Annotated in this window: 16 protein-coding genes and 2 pseudogenes; 11 read left to right on the top strand and 7 right to left on the bottom strand. The window is 45.4% G+C overall.

Annotation, left to right across the window (positions count from 1 at the left end; translation table 11 throughout):
- Nucleotides 1-261: 261 nt before the first annotated feature.
- Nucleotides 262-483 (bottom strand): cold shock domain-containing protein CspD, encoded by a 222-nt coding sequence (gene cspD, locus EXT46_RS03855; protein WP_022944168.1) that lies wholly within the window; start codon nt 481-483, stop codon nt 262-264.
- A 200-nt stretch (nt 484-683) separates the two neighbouring features.
- Here cspD and clpS point away from each other — a divergent pair, with 200 nt between their 5' ends.
- On the top strand, nt 684-1,001 hold the full coding sequence (gene clpS, locus EXT46_RS03860; protein WP_053911292.1) for an ATP-dependent Clp protease adapter ClpS: 318 nt from the start codon (nt 684-686) through the stop codon (nt 999-1,001).
- A gap of 26 nt (nt 1,002-1,027) precedes the next feature.
- Complete coding sequence (gene clpA, locus EXT46_RS03865; protein WP_130145334.1) at nt 1,028-3,295, top strand: ATP-dependent Clp protease ATP-binding subunit ClpA; 2,268 nt, start codon at nt 1,028-1,030, stop codon at nt 3,293-3,295.
- A 68-nt stretch (nt 3,296-3,363) separates the two neighbouring features.
- On the opposite strand, the gene infA is transcribed toward clpA, so the two are convergent.
- From infA to trxB, 4 genes are all read right to left on the bottom strand, one after another.
- Entirely contained in the window at nt 3,364-3,582 is a 219-nt protein-coding gene (gene infA / locus EXT46_RS03870) for a translation initiation factor IF-1 (protein WP_010560183.1), read from the bottom strand.
- 97 nt (nt 3,583-3,679) lie between these two features.
- Nucleotides 3,680-4,384, bottom strand: a complete 705-nt coding sequence (locus EXT46_RS03875) for an arginyltransferase (RefSeq protein ID WP_022944172.1) — start codon at nt 4,382-4,384, stop codon at nt 3,680-3,682.
- A complete protein-coding gene (gene aat / locus EXT46_RS03880) occupies nt 4,350-5,093 on the bottom strand; it encodes a leucyl/phenylalanyl-tRNA--protein transferase (RefSeq protein ID WP_130145336.1) in 744 nt (247 codons plus the stop codon). The genes EXT46_RS03875 and aat overlap by 35 nt, the downstream gene beginning before the upstream one ends.
- 30 nt (nt 5,094-5,123) lie before the next feature.
- Nucleotides 5,124-6,074, bottom strand: a complete 951-nt coding sequence (gene trxB, locus EXT46_RS03885; protein ID WP_045978766.1) for a thioredoxin-disulfide reductase — start codon at nt 6,072-6,074, stop codon at nt 5,124-5,126.
- Between the two features lie 261 nt (nt 6,075-6,335).
- Here trxB and pssA point away from each other — a divergent pair, with 261 nt between their 5' ends.
- The 3 genes from pssA (at nt 6,336) to EXT46_RS03900 (ending at nt 8,989) form a co-directional block, all read left to right on the top strand.
- Nucleotides 6,336-7,661, top strand: a complete 1,326-nt coding sequence (gene pssA / locus EXT46_RS03890) for a CDP-diacylglycerol--serine O-phosphatidyltransferase (protein ID WP_130145338.1) — start codon at nt 6,336-6,338, stop codon at nt 7,659-7,661.
- 266 nt (nt 7,662-7,927) lie between these two features.
- Nucleotides 7,928-8,542 (top strand): hypothetical protein, encoded by a 615-nt coding sequence (locus tag EXT46_RS03895; RefSeq protein WP_130145340.1) that lies wholly within the window; start codon nt 7,928-7,930, stop codon nt 8,540-8,542.
- A gap of 243 nt (nt 8,543-8,785) precedes the next feature.
- Nucleotides 8,786-8,989 carry a hypothetical protein gene (locus tag EXT46_RS03900; RefSeq protein ID WP_130145342.1) on the top strand — a complete coding sequence of 68 codons (204 nt, stop codon included), beginning with the start codon at nt 8,786-8,788 and terminating at the stop codon, nt 8,987-8,989.
- A gap of 32 nt (nt 8,990-9,021) precedes the next feature.
- Here the strand turns inward: EXT46_RS03900 and EXT46_RS03905 are convergent.
- Nucleotides 9,022-10,165: pseudogene (locus EXT46_RS03905) on the bottom strand (IS110 family transposase).
- 175 nt (nt 10,166-10,340) lie between these two features.
- Here EXT46_RS03905 and EXT46_RS03910 point away from each other — a divergent pair.
- From EXT46_RS03910 to EXT46_RS03920, 3 genes and pseudogenes are all read left to right on the top strand, one after another.
- A pseudogene (locus EXT46_RS03910) lies at nt 10,341-10,616 on the top strand (transposase); the annotation flags it as partial.
- Nucleotides 10,617-10,627: 11 nt separating this feature from the next.
- A complete protein-coding gene (locus EXT46_RS03915; protein ID WP_240701082.1) occupies nt 10,628-11,470 on the top strand; it encodes an IS3 family transposase in 843 nt (280 codons plus the stop codon).
- Between the two features lie 799 nt (nt 11,471-12,269).
- On the top strand, nt 12,270-12,932 hold the full coding sequence (locus EXT46_RS03920) for a hypothetical protein (protein ID WP_130145346.1): 663 nt from the start codon (nt 12,270-12,272) through the stop codon (nt 12,930-12,932).
- A gap of 307 nt (nt 12,933-13,239) precedes the next feature.
- Here the strand turns inward: EXT46_RS03920 and ald are convergent, their stop codons facing one another.
- Nucleotides 13,240-14,361, bottom strand: a complete 1,122-nt coding sequence (ald, locus tag EXT46_RS03925) for an alanine dehydrogenase (protein WP_022944180.1) — start codon at nt 14,359-14,361, stop codon at nt 13,240-13,242.
- A gap of 141 nt (nt 14,362-14,502) precedes the next feature.
- Here ald and lrp point away from each other — a divergent pair, with 141 nt between their 5' ends.
- The 3 genes from lrp (at nt 14,503) to lolA (ending at nt 18,388) form a co-directional block, all read left to right on the top strand.
- Entirely contained in the window at nt 14,503-14,982 is a 480-nt protein-coding gene (gene lrp / locus EXT46_RS03930) for a leucine-responsive transcriptional regulator Lrp (RefSeq protein WP_022944181.1), read from the top strand.
- Between the two features lie 124 nt (nt 14,983-15,106).
- On the top strand, nt 15,107-17,734 hold the full coding sequence (locus tag EXT46_RS03935) for a DNA translocase FtsK (RefSeq protein ID WP_130145348.1): 2,628 nt from the start codon (nt 15,107-15,109) through the stop codon (nt 17,732-17,734).
- A gap of 9 nt (nt 17,735-17,743) precedes the next feature.
- Nucleotides 17,744-18,388: an outer membrane lipoprotein chaperone LolA gene (gene lolA / locus EXT46_RS03940; protein WP_130145350.1), complete on the top strand. Its 645-nt coding sequence runs from the start codon at nt 17,744-17,746 to the stop codon at nt 18,386-18,388.
- Nucleotide 18,389 lies beyond the last annotated feature (1 nt).

Raw genomic sequence — 18,389 nt, forward strand, 5'->3', positions numbered from 1 at the left:
AAGTCTAGTTTAGCGCGGCCAACTCGTGCTGTTACTGTATGGCAGTGTAACAAGCTAAACAGAAAAGCTCCATTCACCTAGACGTTAGGGCGATTAGAAAAAATTCAAGTAATGTTTACACAAATGAAAGAATTTTACGGTAAACAAAAAAGAGGGAGGGGTCAGGGGGAGATCAAAGCGAGCCGAAATACTGCAAAGCCCGCTCTTCGATGTACTGTTGAATGTCTGCGTACGCCTCAAAAGCACTTAGGTCTTTCCGCATTAAAGCGGTTCAGAGCCATCAGTTGGTGCAATATTGGTTGCGTGCAGGCCTTTAGGCCCTTGTTGCAGTTCAAACGTAACATCTTGGCCAGCTTTCAGTGTTTTATATCCGTCCATCTGAATAGTGGAATAGTGGGCAAAGATATCTTCTTCGCTACCATCTTCTTGGATAAAACCGAACCCTTTGGCGTTGTTGAACCATTTGACTTTTCCACAAGCCATACTTCTACATCCTTCTATAAGTTGACTAATTTAGTTAATCTAAACCTGATAGTTTGTTAGACTGGCGAATGAATAGCCAGTCCACGTTTGACTGTAGTTTATTTGGTCATTCAGTCAAGTTTTTTGTGCATTTTTTTAACAGTTTATTTATTTTTGATTTCAGGTTTGCTTGAGATCTAGAGACAAGACTATATTTAGATATGAGTGGAATGAAAGATTCAGGTGTTGTAGAGCGTAGTCGTGACGAGCAAAAGCAAAAGCTGCAGCCACCGCGTAAGTTTAAGGTAATCTTAAATAACGACGACTACACGCCCATGGACTTCGTTATTGAAGTATTAGTAACGTTTTTCAATATGGATAGCGAAAGAGCAACAGACGTGATGCTCAAGGTCCATCACGAGGGTAAAGCGGTTTGCGGTATCTACCCTGCAGATATTGCCCATACCAAAACAGAGCAGGTTAACCGCTACGCCCGTGACCATGAGCATCCACTGCTTTGCAGTTGTGAGCAGGAATAAAAGTTTGAAAGTTTTGGGGGTTGCCAATGCTAAATAAAGATCTAGAGATTACCTTGAACAACGCGTTCAAAGAAGCCCGCACACGCCGCCATGAGTTTATGACGGTGGAGCATTTGCTGCTGGCATTACTAGATAATCCATCCGCGAATGAAGCCCTCATTGCCTGCGGTGTTGACTTGAGTTTGTTGCGTAACGAATTATCTGAGTTTATTGATGAAACAACGCCGGTCATCTCAGATCTTGAACAAGAACGGGAAACCCAGCCAACACTCGGTTTTCAGCGTGTTTTACAGCGTGCCGTGTTTCATGTGCAGTCGTCTGGGAAAAGTGAAGTCACAGGCGTCAACGTGCTGGTCGCTATTTTCTCTGAGCAAGAGAGCCAAGCCGTTTACCTATTGAAGAAAAACGACGTTAATCGCCTCGATGTAGTGAACTTTATCTCTCATGGCATTTCGCGCATGGACGACGAGGGTGAAGAACTCGGTGATCATGAAGAAATTCACGAGGAAATGGGTGGTGAAGCGTCGGAAGAGCAAAATATTCTCGACAAATACACCACTAACCTCAACGTGCAGGCAGAAAAAGGGCAGGTAGACCCGCTGATCGGTCGCGATCAAGAAGTTGAGCGTACTGTTCAAGTGTTGTGCCGGCGCAAAAAGAATAACCCGTTGTTGGTCGGCGAAGCTGGCGTGGGTAAAACAGCCATAGCCGAAGGGTTGGCTTATCGTATTATTCACAATGAAGTCCCTGAAGTTATCGCCGATGGCGTGGTTTATTCCCTTGATATGGGTGCCTTGCTTGCTGGTACTAAGTACCGGGGGGATTTTGAAAAACGGTTAAAGAGTTTGCTCAAACAGCTTCAAAAAGAACCTGGGGCCATTCTCTTTATTGATGAAATACACACCATTATTGGTGCCGGCGCAGCATCGGGCGGTGTCATGGATGCATCGAATTTAATTAAGCCATTGCTATCAAGTGGTGAGCTTCGCTGCATGGGGTCGACGACCTATAACGAGTTTAAGAACATTTTTGAAAAAGACCGCGCTCTAGTGCGTCGTTTCCAAAAAATAGATGTGAGCGAGCCAAGCGTTGAAGACACTGCAAAAATTCTTAATGGTCTGAAAGAACGTTATGAAGAGCACCACGGCATACGCTACACGCAAAAGGCACTGCGTGCAGCGGCAGAGCTAAGTGCAAAATATATCAATGAGCGTCATTTACCGGATAAGGCCATTGATGTCATTGATGAAGCGGGTGCAAATCAACGCTTGCAGCCTGTATCTAAGCGCAAGAAAACCATTAATGTTGCCGATATTGAGCAAATTATCGCTAAGATAGCGCGTATTCCGCAGCAAAGTGTGTCTTCAAGCGACAAAGAAGTGCTGAAAAACCTCGACCGCAACCTCAAAATGTTGGTGTTCGGTCAAGATCAGTCAATTGAGGCTTTATCTTCTGCGATACGTTTGTCGCGCTCAGGCCTTGCCAACGAAGATAAACCGGTGGGCTCATTCTTATTCGCAGGTCCAACGGGCGTGGGTAAAACAGAAGTGACTAAACAGTTAGCCAAGTGCTTGGGGATTGAATTCATTCGCTTTGATATGTCTGAGTACATGGAGCGCCATGCCGTAAGTCGCTTGATAGGCGCACCGCCTGGGTATGTTGGTTACGAGCAAGGAGGGCTATTGACTGATGCGGTGATCAAGCAGCCACATGCCGTTGTGCTACTCGATGAAATCGAAAAGGCACACAGCGATATTTACAATATCTTGTTGCAGGTTATGGATCACGGCACACTAACCGATAACAACGGCCGCAAGGCGGACTTCCGTAATGTTATTTTAGTGATGACCACCAACGCGGGTGTACAAGAAACGGTGAAAAATTCCATTGGTTTTGCCACGCAAGACTCATCGCATGATGCGTTAGCGGAAATCAACAAGGTGTTTACGCCAGAGTTTAGAAACCGTTTGGATAATATCATTTGGTTCAACCACCTTGATACCGAGGTGATCTTGCAAGTGGTTGATAAATTCTTGGTAGAGCTGCAAGCACAGCTTGATAAGAAATCAGTCAATCTTGAACTGACCGACGAAGCACGTACTTGGTTGGCACATAAAGGCTATGACAAAGCCATGGGTGCACGGCCAATGGCGCGAGTGATACAGGAGCAAGTTAAGAAACCATTAGCGAACGAAATTTTATTTGGTCAGCTCGTTGATGGCGGTGATGTGAAAGTGGATGTCAAAAACGATAAACTGGAGTTTAACTACTCTGAAGAGCTTAGCCCCGCCTAACGTGCGTGGCACTTAGCAAAAAGCCCAGCACTTGCTGGGCTTTTTGCTAAACTGGCTTCGCTGGCAAATTAGCGCGCGCGGAAAACGATGCGGCCTTTGCTTAAGTCGTAAGGCGTAAGTTCCACAGTTACTTTATCACCAGTCAAAATACGAATGTAGTTTTTACGCATTTTACCGGAAATATGCGCCACAACTACGTGGCCGTTTTCTAGTTCTACACGGAACATAGTATTAGGTAGGGTATCAAGTACCGTCCCTTGCATTTCAATTACGTCTTCTTTCGCCATATCTAGCGTAACACCTCTGTGATAGTTAAACGCATGCGATTGTGCCGAAAAGCAACGAATAAGTAAAGCCAAGGCACTGAATTTGTCGAATTTGTGCTCATTCGACGGCAATCCACGCATCTGCACGCAATCTTTGCGCTGGTCGGTACTGTAATTTATAGCGCATCTTGCGACAATCATCGATTTGATATCCCAAATAGACAAAGTCTTTTGCCAGCTTCTGGGCATGCTCTATCTGTTTAAGGATCATCACGCTTCCCAAGCTAAGCGCCTCATAATCCGGGTCAAAAAAAGTATAAATAGCAGACAAGGAGTTGGGCATAACATCGGTAACGGCAACGCCAATCAAGCGCTCTTGATGCCAAAGCTCAATAAAAGCGATGTTCATCCACTTGCACAGTAAGAAACTTTCAAACTGACTGCGCTCAGCGGGATACATACTGCCATCACTGTGGCGCTCATTAATATAGCGCTCGTACAGCGGGTAGTATTCAGGACGCTCAAAGTGACTCACATGCACGGCAAACTCTTTGACTTTATTAAGCTTACGCTTTTGCGAACGTGAAGGTGTGAACTCACTGGCTAATATGCGCACCGATTCACAGGCCGTGCAACTGGGGCAATGGGGTCGATATATTTGTTCACCACTACGGCGAAAGCCATGTTGCAAGAGCGCTTCAAACCCTTGTGGGGTATAACATAAGGGATCAAGAATAACCAACAGCTGTTCTTCTTGTTCATCAAGATAACTACAAGGAAAACGTTGGCTAAGGCCTATTTTTATGGGAAGGTGTTGCGCCATAAGGAGACTCTAGTTGTTGTGCTCGCCAAAAAGACAAATCAATGGGATATTGATTACTCTCTTTAAGTCTAGCCAAAAAATCCTCTCTGGGTAGGGGAGTTGCCCCCAACTGCGCCAAATAGGGGTTCATCATTTGGCAGTCGATAAAATCTCCACCATGTTGCTTGAGCAATTCCACTAGCGCCCACATCGCTAATTTGGAGCAGTCCCGTTGGCGAAAAAACATCGACTCACCGCAAAACACCCGTGACTGCATAATGCCATAAAGTCCGCCAACCAAACGGGGGCCTTGCCATACTTCGACGCTATGGGCAAGGTTTTGATGGTGAGCTTGGATATATGCGTGCTCCATCGCATCTGTGATCCAAGTACCTTCTTGCGCTATGCGTTGGACTTTGCACTGATGGATAACCTCAGCAAAACACTGATTCACGCTTACGCTGATAGCGAGTTTGCGTGCGCTTTTACGCAGGCTGCGGCTAACGTGGAAATCATCAAGCTCGATGACGGCGCGCTCGCTAGGAGACCACCACATAAGAGGTTCACCTTCACTATACCAAGGGAAAATACCTTGGCGATACGCATCGCTTAAGCGTGAAGGGCTAAGGCAACCACCAATAGCAAGGAGGCCATCAGGGTTCTCTAGCGCAGTATTCGGGTGTGGGAAGCCTTCGTCAATGCTACCCAAGTGGTGTAAATATTGAGTCATAGAATAATGGGGCCGTAGCCCCATCAATACTTATTTTAAGTTATCTAGGTAACGCTCGGCATCGAGCGCCGCCATACAACCTGTGCCAGCAGAGGTGATTGCTTGGCGGTAAATGTGGTCAGACACGTCACCGGCAGCAAAAACACCTTCCACACTGGTTTGTGTAGCATTTCCATTTAGGCCTGATTCAACAACTAAATAACCGTCTTTCATTTCTAACTGGCCTTGGAACATATCGGTGTTCGGCTTATGGCCAATCGCAATAAACACGCCCATTACATCAAGCTCTTCGGTGGCGTCAGAATTGGCATCTTTAATACGCACACCTGTTACGCCCATGTCGTCACCTAACACTTCATCAAGTGTACGATTCCAATGGATAGTTACGTTGCCATTTTCAGCCTTTTCTAATAATCGATCAGAAAGGATTTTCTCACTTCTAAAGCTATCACGGCGGTGAATTACGTGAACTTCAGAGGCGATGTTAGACAAATACAGCGCTTCCTCAACAGCGGTGTTACCGCCACCAACAACAGCCACTTTTTGGTTCTTGTAGAAGAATCCGTCACAGGTCGCACACGCAGACACGCCACGGCCTTGGAAGGCAGTTTCTGAATCAAGGCCAAGGTATTTAGCTGATGCACCGGTGGCGATGATCAGCGCATCGGCTGTGTACGTGCCGCTGTCACCTTTAAGTTCGAACGGACGAACCTGGGTATTCACCTCGTTGATGTGATCGAACACAATTTCAGTTTCAAAGCGCTCAGCATGCTCTTTCATACGCTCCATTAAAGCCGGACCCGTTAAACCGTGGGCATCGCCAGGCCAGTTTTCAACTTCAGTGGTCGTGGTTAACTGACCGCCTTGTTGAATACCAGTAACCAGCACTGGGTTAAGGTTAGCACGGGCGGCATAGACGGCTGCGGTGTATCCCGCTGGGCCGGAGCCAAGAATAAGTAATTTACAGTGTTTGGCGCTCATACAACTTTCCAATTAATTCATGTGAACATAGTTATGCGGGTGATTCTAAGAAAAACAATCCATAAGTAAACAATTTTGCAAACATAACTCAGCGCTAAAACCGCAGGATGTCAAAAAATCTGTACTTGTGCGTTATTACAGCAAATAACGAATAACAAACCGTTATTTCATGACCTGTGATATTTTTTTTGCTATGTTCTAGGGCAATTATAAACTCGCCCCGAGGGTGCGCCCCCGGCGACGCAGAAAAATAAGGGCCTCATGTATTTTTGGCAACATCAAGCGGGCTATGCGCTCGAACAACAAGACATTGATATTTTACTTGATGCAAAAAGCTACCGGCAGCGACTGCTTGAGCTGATTGCCTCGGCTAAACACCGTATTTATATCACCGCTTTGTACCTTCAAGATGATGAAGCGGGTCGGGAAATTCTTGATGCATTACATGACGCATCGCGCCAAAACCCAGAGTTGGAAGTGAAAGTACTGGTCGATTTTCATCGTGCTCAGCGTGGGCTCATTGGTGCCGACAAAAGCGAGGGCAATGCGGCTTTGTATTACCAGCGCTTGCAGCAAAGCGGCTCCAACGTGCAAGTATATGGCGTGCCAGTAAAAGCAAAGGAATTGTTTGGGGTACTGCACCTCAAAGGCTTCGTCATCGACGACACTTTGCTGTACAGCGGCGCGAGCCTGAATAACGTTTATCTACACTATTTCGAGCGCTACCGCTTAGACCGGTATTTTGTTATCAAGCAAGCACAATTAAGTGACGCCTTTGTGGAATTTATAGAGCAGACCTTAATCGCCTCTGACGCCGTGCCGCGTTTAGACAAACGGCCAATTCCAGCCTTTGTCGACATTAAAGCCGAGCACAAGCAATTAGTCAGGGCACTGAAAAAAGCAAGTTATCGCCAGAGCAGCCAAGACAGTCATGCCCCCTTAACCGTACGTCCTTTTATTGGGCTCGGGCGGCGCAACAACAAACTTAACCGTTTAATCAAGCAACTGTTTGATATTACCGATAATGAGCTTGTGCTTTATACTCCTTACTTTAACTTCCCGACGCCGCTGTTAAGAGCGCTACGCAGGCTGTTACGTCAAGGTAAGCAAGTAACTATTGTTGTCGGTGATAAAACCGCCAATGATTTTTACATCCCTCCGACTGAGCGCTTTTCGAAAGTAGGGGCTCTGCCTTATTTATACGAAACCATTTTGGCCAAGTTCCTAAAAAACCAAAAGCGCTTCATCGAAGCGGGTAATCTCAATGTGTACCTGTGGAAACATGATAGCAACTCGTTTCACTTAAAGGGCATATGCAGCGACAAGCGCTATCACTTATTAAGTGGTCATAACCTTAATCCTCGAGCTTGGGGTCTGGATATCGAAAACGGCATTTTTATTGATGATAAAGACGGACAAATGGTTGCAGCGATTGAGCAAGAAAAGCAGGCGATTATGCAACATTGTACCCGCTTGAACAGCTATAAAGAGCTGGAGCAAATGGCTGACTACCCAGAGCCAGTGCAAAAGATCCTTGGCCAGGCTAAGCGCGTCAAAGTGGATTTTGTCGTAAAACGCTTCATTTAAAGCCATATCGTAGCATTCACTTTTATAAAGAGACTCATAACGGGTCGCTTTTTTGTTTGCGTAATAGCTCACATAGTCAAGAAAACGACCCAATCGCGTGCTTTTGTAGCAATACAAAAACGAGCAATGGCTATTTTTAATAATATTGGCAATGAGTTAGCTAGTCTGTTAAAAATATATCACTCAGAAAAGTGAGCGGTAGCGCAGTAGAAAAATGCGCGATTCGCTCGCTAAAAATGTGTTATGCCTAGATATTTGGAACCCCAATGTGTAAATTTGAATATAAAGAAAATTTTTTGGAAGCTATCAAGCTCGGTAACCAGTTGCTCCCAGCTTGGTCATTAGATGCAGATGTGTTGGGGGATTTGATTGATAGAATTGAAAAATCAGGGAATCAAAATGACTACCGTTCTCTTAATTTAAAGTTAGTAGAGCAGCTAAAGGAACAATTTATAAAAAATGGCTTTGTTAAGCCTGCAAATAAATGTTTAGAATATTCCACCTACGCAGTTCAGTTAATAGAGGATTTACAAGACCGAGGCCGATTACCTGGGCTACCATTCTTTCTGACCGTGGGCAATGTCTATTACAAAGGTGAGCCAGAGCCTTCGTTAGCAAGCAAGGAGTCAATAGAGGCTTTAATCAAGAAAGGTAAAGGCGTTTCAGACGTTAACATACACGTTTGGCTAACTTCGTTTGATCTGAGTGTTATCGATCTTACTCTTCAGTTTTCATTAGCGGCTAAAGGAAAGCTCTCTGGTCAACCAGGTGCTATGGTAACTGAGCCATTAAACAAAGATTATATCTATGAACCAATTTTGGTAAACAATCTATTCGATAGAGCTATTTGCCATGGTGGTTTAACCCCATCGTGGGTTTAGGCATAACAAACGCATCAAGTCGTTGCTGAAAAGCGCGGCTGGGACATCAAAACTACGCGGCGATTAGTTTTAGAGCTTCGCCCAAGTTTAAACTAACTGCCGCTACGTTTTGCTGCCCCTTATGCGGGCGTTGGTATGACTCCCCATGTCAAGCTGGTTACACTGAACCCTGCCTAACTTTTTAAGCCCTTGATAATCAGTTTTCCTCAATAAGTTGAGTTAACACATCGAATGAAGCAAGTAATGTCGTCGGTTATCATGGCGAAGCGTCGCCCCGGTGGTATCCGTGGATTACTAATCTGTCGATTAGCAGCGCCTACCTTACTTAGTCCGCCGTGGCTGCTTCACAGCGACACACTGTCTTCAGTCTATGTTCGTGGTTCAATAACTATTGCTAATTACTGCCATCCTAACGCCCTCGGTGATTGTGCCACACCCGCTGCTTGATCCAATGTGTTAACTCAAAGCCGCTTTTCATCTTATGCCGGAACCCCTGGGATACGTAGTTTTGGATTAACCGGACTTAACACTGTCTCTCTGGCAATCGCCCAGATATAGGCAATCATTTCCCGCGCGATAGCAGTCACCACCACGTTGTAGTGTTTGCCTTTATGTATCAGACGCTGATATCGACGGCACAGCCTTAGTTGTGCGAGCCAGGCCATATCAACAACTTGCTTGGGCAACCCTTCTTGGCGTTTTTGCAATTCAGTGGTCACTGCTGCCTGGTAGCGATAACTGTGCGCTCCTTCCACTAACAACCGTCTTGCTCGGCCATTGCCACATTTGGTGATTGCGCCTAAATGACGTTTGCCGCCACTGGAATGCTCTGAAGGGACTAAGCCTACATAACTCATTAATTTCCTTGGGTGGTCGAAGCGAGTTAAGTCGCCGAGCTCTGCAATCACACCTGCTGCTACCAACAGCCTGACAACTCGCATGGCCTGTATGGCTTTGACGACAGGAAAATAGCGCCAGTTTCTGACCTGATACTCAAGTTCATTGTCGAGCCGTTTCAGTCTATCCATCCGCTCATTGATGGTTTGAATGTATTCCTGTAATACAATCTGTTGAGCAGGATGAGGCAATATCAACTCAGTGAGCCAACGCAGGTGTTTGAGTGACCAGTTTGCTGTTCCACTGTAATTGATGTTATTGCGCAGAAGCAGCGCTTTAAGTTGGTACTTAGCGTCTTTCAAATCTTCCATGGCCGTTTCTCTAGCGCGAGATAAGTCTCGCACGGCCTCGTCTTCCGGCTCAGGAACATAAATAGGAGTGAGGTCTTCAGATGACCAACTTAATGGCATGACGCTTATCAGTCTTTACACGCTCGCCAGGCTTCTCAGGAATAAGTGACGGGGCAACCACATAACAACAATGACCAAGACTGGTAATGAGCCGATAAATCCAGTAACCACAGGGTCATGCTTCATAGACGAAATGCAAAGTTGCGTGTGGGTATTTAGATTCAAATTGCCTGACAAGCTTTTTAACGGCCGCTTTAGCCGAAGGAATACGGCCATAATGCACGGGTTGTTCGCCTCGATGGTCCTCAAGATAAGCGATCTCATGAAATTCTTTATGTGTGTCTAAGCCAATGAAAAGTATGCTATGTTTGTTCATGCTAGCCTCTGCTGTTTAGTTAATTTGCAAACTAATTATGGCTCTGGCTTTAAGCTAACCCACGCTAGCACCGTGTGGGAGTCATTATGCCTATATGGAGGACTTACCCAAAAAGTAGACACCTTCTATAGTTAGAAAAGAGGTGTCTCATGACTAGACCCAGGCCTATACCGAAGAGTTTCGTCGCGAAGCGGTTCGCAGGGTGGAGCAACCCGGAAATACCAACAAATCCGTCGCCGAAGAGCTGGGGATCAGCGCCCAGCAAATTTATAACTGGCGTAGGCAATTCAACCGTCTTTCCGACAAGCAATTTAATACCGTTCAAGGCGTTGATTACTCGAAACATGAAAGTGAGGAACTGCGCCGTCTCAAGCGCGAGCTACACGACCTGAAAGAAGAAAATGAATTCTTAAAAAAGGCAGCCGCGTACTTTGCGAAAAGCCAGGAGTAAAGTACGCGCTGATTGCGCAGTATGTAGGCCAGTTCCGGATCACCCTGATGTGCAGAGCATCGAAAGTCTCACGCTCTGGCTTTTATCGTTACCTGAGCCGAAAGCCGAGCGATAAAGCACAGAAACATGCTGAGTTGGCCCATCATGTGAAAGAGGCTTATGAGGTCTTTAAGGCACGCTACGGCGCGCCCAGGATAACATATGAACTCAATGCCAGCGGTGTTCGATGTAGCCTCAATACGGTCGCTAAAATTATGCAAGAGCTGGCTCTTAAGGCAAGAAATGGCAAGGCGTTTCGTTACAGTCGCAGCTGCTATTCAAACTCGAATGTAGAAGGGAATGTGCTTGCCCAGCAGTTCATCACAGAGCGTGCCAACAGGAAATGGGTATCAGATATCACTTATATCCGTGTTCGCGGCCAGTGGCTTTATCTAGCCGCTGTGATGGACCTGTTCTCAAGGGCGATTGTCGGTTGGGCATTAGACACGTCGATGACGGTCAAGCTGATTTCAGATGCTTTCAACATGGCACTGGCCCGCAGGGAGGTTAAACCAGGTTTGATGCTTCACTCAGATAGAGGCGTGCAGTACCGTGCGGTGGCCTATCAGGATTTAGTGCGTTCATCAGGTGCGATAATCAGCATGAGCCGAAAGAGCAATTGCTGGGATAATGCGGTGATGGAATCCTTCTTCAGTCGTCTCAAAGTTGAGCTGATTTATGCCGAGAAATTCCACTCGATACAACACGTTAAATCCTGTATGTTTGAATACATTGAAATATTTTATAACCGCAAACGACGTCACTCAGCGTTAGGCTACCTGAGCCCGCTGGAGTATGAACAACGGTTTGCGTAATAACCTGTCTACTTTTGATGGGGAAGACCAGTTTCAAAGGAGAGATCATTGGAACGATCTGATATATCTAGATTCTTAGTGCACCTTACAAAAGAAATATAGATGCTGAAGATAATTTAATTAGTATTCTGAAAGACAAAAGGATTGAGGCACGCAATCATCATTGTTTTTTTAGCCCAAAAATAAACAAGATGAAATTGACGAGCCAATTAAAGTAGGCATCTAAAACAATATGCTTTACTCAAATTCCACTAGACCAAATTAACAAATTGGCTGTCGAAGGTTTCCCTAGAAGAATACGATTACAACTATATGGGCTAGCTTTTTGGCGGAAAAATATGATTGAAGTCGGGACCAACCCTGCTATCTATCGCAATGCTGAAAGAACGACATTGCGTGAGTATCTCTTGAGCGAGTTTGAGCGCCACTTTAAAGGAGTTGATGCATTTCATAAGTAGAAAGTGCGTGGGCAATACTATAAGGAGATCGTACATTACTACTCTTTGGTCAATATTATGCACGAAAAACATGATTTCTCATGGGAGCGAGAGTGGCGGCATTCCGGAGATTTCAGGTTCAAGTATTCCAATATAGTTGCTATCGTACCCAAGCACCCTGACGAATTTCTGGAGCGCTGCGAAAATGAATTGCCTGATCAAAGCGTTAAGTTCATAAGGCGTATTCCGATTATCTGTTCATCGTGGTCATGTGGAGATGTCGATCAAAATATGGAATAAAAATTCTTGACAAGGCAATGGTGCCTTGTAGCATCGAGATTTATTTTTATATGGAGTTAAAATTGAAAAAATTATTAGCCTTACTTCTTTTCACAGCATTGTTAGGATGCCAACCAGTAGAAGTAATGACTAATGTTGATATGCCAAAGGGCTGGACATTGGACGAAGGGCAAAATTTCTTAAATAAAATGGATATAAAAAAGCTGCAATTTGTTGTAGTGAAAAAGTTTCCATCTGTTCGAGGTAGAAAGGTAAACTTTAATATATTACCTACTGTTTTTAATACAACTTTTAGTACGGGTGACGATAAAGGAGAATCATATAAATACCGAATCATTGTAACGACAGAAGACGGCTGGGAGAAAACCGGGGAATTAAAAGAGTTTATTGCTTTCTATTTGGATGGGTTATTAAAAAGTAGACAGAAACTCAATAAGATAGTGTTGGTCGATGTACCAAAAGGAATGGATGAGTATGAAGCAGATAAAAAGCTAAGCACTCTTAATCAAACTGGATTTGAAGCTAAATTAGTTGACGCTTTTCCACAGATGAAAAGTATACCTACGCACATTAATATTATGCCAACGGTCCTAGCACCTACTGACAAGGCAGCTCGTAAAGTTAAAATACATGTCATGGCTGTATCTGAGTCTAAATGGCAAACAGAACCAGAAATAGAGCAATTTATTGCTGAGTATATTAGCCAATATTTATTTGCAACATAACAAGCCATTACAGTGCAGAACTTTTTACGGCTGGCTTTTTTCACTGCGTTCGTTATTTTAGCCAACAATTAAAAGCCCCTTATTGGGGCGTTACCGAATATATACTCTAACTCATTTCTGTCCAAAATCGAGTGTGTCCAACCGTCTCATCTTTTTCTTCATTAACAGTCACTGAGTAAATTAAAGGCTTACAAGTTTCGCATTATTAGGGGTAGGGTCGTAGATAATCGGGAACAGTTGTTAATCGGCAATAAAAAAGGGCAGATAGTGTATCTGCCCTTTATATTTAGTTACTTATAACTAGTCGTTATAGGCTCTCAACCGCAGTGCGTGGGTCAAGGTATTCCATATCAAATGCTTCAGCAACTTCTTTATAAGTTACTTTACCTTTGATGACGTTAAGGCCTTCTAGGAAGTGCTCGTCTTCAAGAAGTGCTTGCTTGTAGCCTTTGTTAGCCAGCTTGATGATGTACGGCAATGTCGCGTTGTTAAGCGCGAAAGTTGATGTACGTGGTACTGCACCTGGCATATTCGCTACGCAGTAGTGAACTACGTCATCAACAATGTATGTTGGCTCGTCATGAGTAGTTGGCTTTGAAGTGGCAATACAACCACCTTGGTCGATAGCTACGTCAACAATCGCGGCACCAGGCTTCATTGCTTTGATGTGCTCAGCAGTCACAAGCTTAGGCGCAGCAGCACCTGGGATAAGTACACCACCAATCACTAAGTCAGCATCCAGTACGTGCTTCTCTAGCGCGTCGGCAGTTGAATACACTACTTTAGCAAGAGAACCAAACTGAGCGTTAAGGCTACGTAGTACGTCAACGTTACGGTCTAAAATGGTCACATCAGCGCCTAGGCCGACAGCCATTTGGGCTGCGTTACGGCCAACCATGCCACCGCCGATAACCACAACTTTAGCAGGCTCAACACCCGGTACGCCACCAAGCAACATGCCAAGGCCTTGCTTTGACTTTTCAAGTGCCTGAGCACCAGCTTGGATAGACATACGACCCGCCACTTCTGACATTGGCGCAAGTAGCGGTAAACCGCCTTTAGCATCGGTTACGGTCTCGTATGCGATACAGATAGCGCCGCTTTTCACTAGGTCTTCAGTTTGTGGTAAATCTGGCGCTAGGTGAAGGTAAGTAAACAAGATTTGATCTTGGCGTAGCATCGCACGCTCAACAGCTTGCGGCTCTTTTACTTTGATGATCATCTCTGCTTGGGCGAACACATCTGCCGCATTTGGTAAGATTTTTGCGCCTACTTCGATGTAATCTTCGTCAGTAAAACCAATGCCTAAACCAGCATTCGTTTCAACAATGACCTCGTGACCATGGTTGATAAGTTCGCGCGCGCTGGCTGGGATCATACCAACACGGTACTCATGGTTTTTTATCTCTTTTGGTACACCAATAATCATAGTTACTATACCTTTTGTGAACAGGAAAATTTTTCACTATTGTACTTATGCCTAAATAGTGTGTCTCACTGTTTTACATTTTCAAGCCAGTTGAATACACTTAAATCAAAGTAAAATTAGATAAATCCACTTTCATTAACTATGTATACACAACTAGACCGTATCGACCGTAAAATTTTAGTCGAATTGCAACGGGATGGCCGTATTTCCAACGTTGAATTGGCAAAACGAATTGGCCTTAGTGCGACCCCTTGTTTGGAACGCGTGAAAAAACTTGAGCGTGAAGGGTATATTCGTGGTTATAAAGCGGTGGTCGACCCCGCCAAGCTCGGTCAGGCGCTGTTGGTGTATGTGGAAGTGACCATTACCAAAACATCTCCCGATGTGTTTGACGAATTTAACCAAGCGGTAAAAAAGCACGATGAGATTGTGGAGTGCCACTTAGTATCAGGGAACTTCGACTTTTTGCTGAAAACACGAGTGACCGATATGTCTGAGTATCGTCAGGTGCTTGGCGATATTTTGCTGAAGCTACCCAATATCAGTGAAAGCCGCACTTATGTGGTCATGGAAGAAGTAAAAGGTGAAGAGGCATTAATTATCCGTCCACAAGTTCCTTAAGGGCCCGTTAATGCTCGTGCCGATTACAATTACTGATTATAAACCCAGTGCATATTCAGCTGAGAATTGATAAGGTAAGAGTAATGCGCTGTAGTATCGAAAGAAAGAATAAGGATAATGGAATATGCGCCTAAATGGTGTCCAAAGACTGCTTGAAACTGGCTTAATAGTCAGCACCGCGCTAGCCATTTTTATTTTGTGTGCGCTGGTGAGTTTTGACCCAGCCGATCCGTCCTGGTCGCAAACAGGTGAGTTTGTCGATGTTAAAAATATCACCGGCACTGCGGGTGCGTGGGTGGCGGATATTTTATTATTTAGTTTTGGTTGGTTGGCGTTTTTAGTTCCCGCAGCCATTCAACTGTTTGGGTATCTCGTTTTTAAACGCCCCCACAGAGTGCTTAGCTTAGATTATGTTACCTTGGCGCTGCGCCTCATCGGCTTAGTGCTGTTTACATTGAGCGCTTGCGCTATTAGCTCCATTAATTTTGACGATATTTTTTATTTTTCTTCCGGTGGGGTAGTGGGGGATGTTATTGCCGGTGCGATGATGCCAGCATTTAATTTCACGGGTACCTCTATCCTATTGCTGTGCTTTTTCTTTGCCGGCATGACCTTACTTACAGGTGTTTCTTGGGTTCAATTTGTTGATACCTTGGGCGCGTATGTTATGAAAGCGGCCTTGTTTGTTTGGCAGTGGTTGCAAAGCAAACGTGGGCAATACCAAAGTGAGTTTGCTGAAGCCGAGCAGCGCAGCTTAGCCAATGAGCCAAATCCACAAGTGGAAGCGACGCAGAGCGCTCAAGAGCCAAAGCTAGAAATTAAAAGCGATAACGCTGAAACTGAAGTTGAAGCCAATAAAGACAAATCATTGTTAGATAAAGCTGCGGCTATGTTTGCGCCCGAGCCTAAAAAAGAGCCTTGGCAGGAGCAAAGCAGTGACAGTGATACGCAGAGCGCTACTAAAGAGGCGCCTAAACAACATCCGGCATTTGATGATATTGATGCCATGCTCGGCGATGAGATGAATTTTAGCGCCATTGATGATGAGGGCTTTGATACCGTCAGCGCGCTCAACGAGCTAGACCAAGCGCCCACCGAGGCTACACCAAGTACACAGCCCCAAAATAAAGGGGTGAACACGGGTGTTGCATCAGCGCACAAAGAGACCAACAATTCAGTGGCATCAACCACAGTGGCACAAAAAAAGGCGCCAACAGCCAAAGAGAAATTCGAACAACTATTAGAAGAAAAGCCGCCCATGGAGCCGCTTCCTTCGTTGGATTTACTTGATAGGCCGGATAAACAGAAAAACCCCATTTCTGAAGAAGAACTCGAGGCTGTCTCTCGGTTAGTAGAAAGCAAGCTGCAAGATTTTGGCGTACAAGCGTCGGTTGTAGGGGTTTATCCCGGTCCGGTAGTTACACGCTTTGAACTCGATTTAGCACCGGGTGTAAAGGTCGCGAAAATTTCTGGTTTGTCGAAAGACTTGGCGCGCTCGTTATCTGCGGTCAGTGTGCGTGTGGTTGAGGTGATCCCGGGGAAAACCTATGTTGGCCTTGAGCTGCCAAATAAACACCGCGAAATCGTGCGCTTATCAGAAGTGATCAATGCCCCTAAGTTTGAGCAAAATAAATCGCCACTAACCATGGTGTTAGGTAAAGACATTGCCGGGCAACCTGTGGTTGCAGACTTAGCTAAAATGCCGCACTTATTGGTAGCAGGTACCACCGGCTCGGGTAAGTCAGTGGGCGTTAATGTGATGATTTTAAGCTTGCTATATAAATCGCCACCAGAAGATGTGCGCATGATCATGATCGACCCGAAAATGCTGGAGTTATCGGTGTACGAGGGGATCCCACACTTACTGTGTGAAGTGGTTACTGATATGAAAGAAGCGGCCAATGCACTGCGTTGGTGTGTTGGTGAAATGGAGCGCCGCTATAAACTGATGTCGGCTTTAGGGGTGCGTAACCTTAAGGGCTACAACCAAAAAGTGCTTGATGCTAAAGCCGCAGGGGAACCTATTTTAGATCCTTTGTTCAAAGATACAGATGGCATGGCTGATGGGCCGCAAGAGCTAGACAAGTTACCCAGCATTGTCGTGGTGATTGATGAATTCGCCGATATGATGATGATTGTTGGTAAAAAAGTGGAAGAGCTCATTGCCCGAATCGCACAAAAAGCACGGGCTGCAGGCATTCATTTGGTATTGGCTACACAGCGTCCATCGGTGGATGTGATCACCGGCCTGATTAAAGCCAATATCCCTACACGTATGGCGTTTCAGGTGTCCTCGAAAATAGACTCGCGCACTATTCTTGACCAACAAGGGGCCGAGCACCTTTTGGGCATGGGTGACATGCTGTATTTGCCACCTGGGACCAGTGTGCCAGTCCGTGTTCATGGTGCCTTTGTTGACGACCATGAGGTTCACGCGGTTGTGAGTGACTGGAAGGCCCGAGGTAAACCTGATTATGTGGATGAAATACTCAATGGTGACGCCGTCGAAGACGTATTGCTGCCTGGGGAAACATCCGAAGACGGCGACGATGAATCAGACCCATTGTATGACGAGGCCTGCGCTTTTGTTATTGAAAGTGGTCGTGTGTCGGTATCAAGTGTACAGCGTAAACTGCGTGTTGGTTACAACCGCGCTGCGCGATTGGTTGAACAAATGGAGCACTCCGGTTTAGTCAGTTCGCCCGGCCATAATGGCGCCCGTGAAGTGCTAGTTAAGAATAACGCTGGCTAAGGAAGTAATATGAAACAATTTTTATACAGTGCAGTGGCAAGTGCCGCCCTGTTTTCATCAACGGTTTTTGCCGACGACGCACAGATGCTGCAACAACAGCTAAAGGGTTTGGACTCACTCAGCTCGGCTTTTTCACAGCAAGTGTTTGACCCGCAAGGGCAGCTGGTGAGTGAAAGTAAAGGTACGTTGCAACTAGAGCAACCACGGAAAATTCGTTGGGAGCAACAACAACCAGACGAAACCTTGTTTGTCTCCAACGGGGTTGATAGCTATTACTTTGACCCTTTCGCCGAGCAAGTGACGGTACTGGATACCTCTAAACTAATTGATAATACGCCGTTTATTCTGCTCACCACAGAAGATGACGAGTTGTGGCAGCAGTTTAGTATCAAGCAAATCGAAGCCGGCTTTGAGATTACTCCGAAAAATACTGAAGATGCGCAAGTAGAAAAGCTGACGTTGCATTTTGATGAGCAGCAACAAGTTGCGGCGCTTGAGGTGCTTGACCAATCAGGTCAGCGTTCACACTTTCATTTTGATGCGCCCAAGCGCAATGTTGATATTGATGACAGCGTGTTTGAATTTACCATTCCTGGGCACGTGTTTGTTGATGACCAGCGTGCGCCACAAGCCGAGATAAACCGTGGCGAATAAT

It is taken from the genome of Pseudoalteromonas sp. CO325X (assembly GCF_004208955.1).
Classification (GTDB): domain Bacteria; phylum Pseudomonadota; class Gammaproteobacteria; order Enterobacterales; family Alteromonadaceae; genus Pseudoalteromonas; species Pseudoalteromonas ruthenica.

Coding starts and splice junctions, on each gene's coding strand:
- cspD (WP_022944168.1), bottom strand. CDS start 483: ATGGCTTGTGGAAAAGTCAAATGGTTCAACAACGCCAAAGGGTTCGGT.
- clpS (WP_053911292.1), top strand. CDS start 684: ATGAGTGGAATGAAAGATTCAGGTGTTGTAGAGCGTAGTCGTGACGAG.
- clpA (WP_130145334.1), top strand. CDS start 1,028: ATGCTAAATAAAGATCTAGAGATTACCTTGAACAACGCGTTCAAAGAA.
- infA (WP_010560183.1), bottom strand. CDS start 3,582: ATGGCGAAAGAAGACGTAATTGAAATGCAAGGGACGGTACTTGATACC.
- EXT46_RS03875 (WP_022944172.1), bottom strand. CDS start 4,384: ATGGCGCAACACCTTCCCATAAAAATAGGCCTTAGCCAACGTTTTCCT.
- aat (WP_130145336.1), bottom strand. CDS start 5,093: ATGACTCAATATTTACACCACTTGGGTAGCATTGACGAAGGCTTCCCA.
- trxB (WP_045978766.1), bottom strand. CDS start 6,074: ATGAGCGCCAAACACTGTAAATTACTTATTCTTGGCTCCGGCCCAGCG.
- pssA (WP_130145338.1), top strand. CDS start 6,336: ATGTATTTTTGGCAACATCAAGCGGGCTATGCGCTCGAACAACAAGAC.
- EXT46_RS03895 (WP_130145340.1), top strand. CDS start 7,928: ATGTGTAAATTTGAATATAAAGAAAATTTTTTGGAAGCTATCAAGCTC.
- EXT46_RS03900 (WP_130145342.1), top strand. CDS start 8,786: ATGTCGTCGGTTATCATGGCGAAGCGTCGCCCCGGTGGTATCCGTGGA.
- ald (WP_022944180.1), bottom strand. CDS start 14,361: ATGATTATTGGTGTACCAAAAGAGATAAAAAACCATGAGTACCGTGTT.
- lrp (WP_022944181.1), top strand. CDS start 14,503: ATGTATACACAACTAGACCGTATCGACCGTAAAATTTTAGTCGAATTG.
- EXT46_RS03935 (WP_130145348.1), top strand. CDS start 15,107: ATGCGCCTAAATGGTGTCCAAAGACTGCTTGAAACTGGCTTAATAGTC.
- lolA (WP_130145350.1), top strand. CDS start 17,744: ATGAAACAATTTTTATACAGTGCAGTGGCAAGTGCCGCCCTGTTTTCA.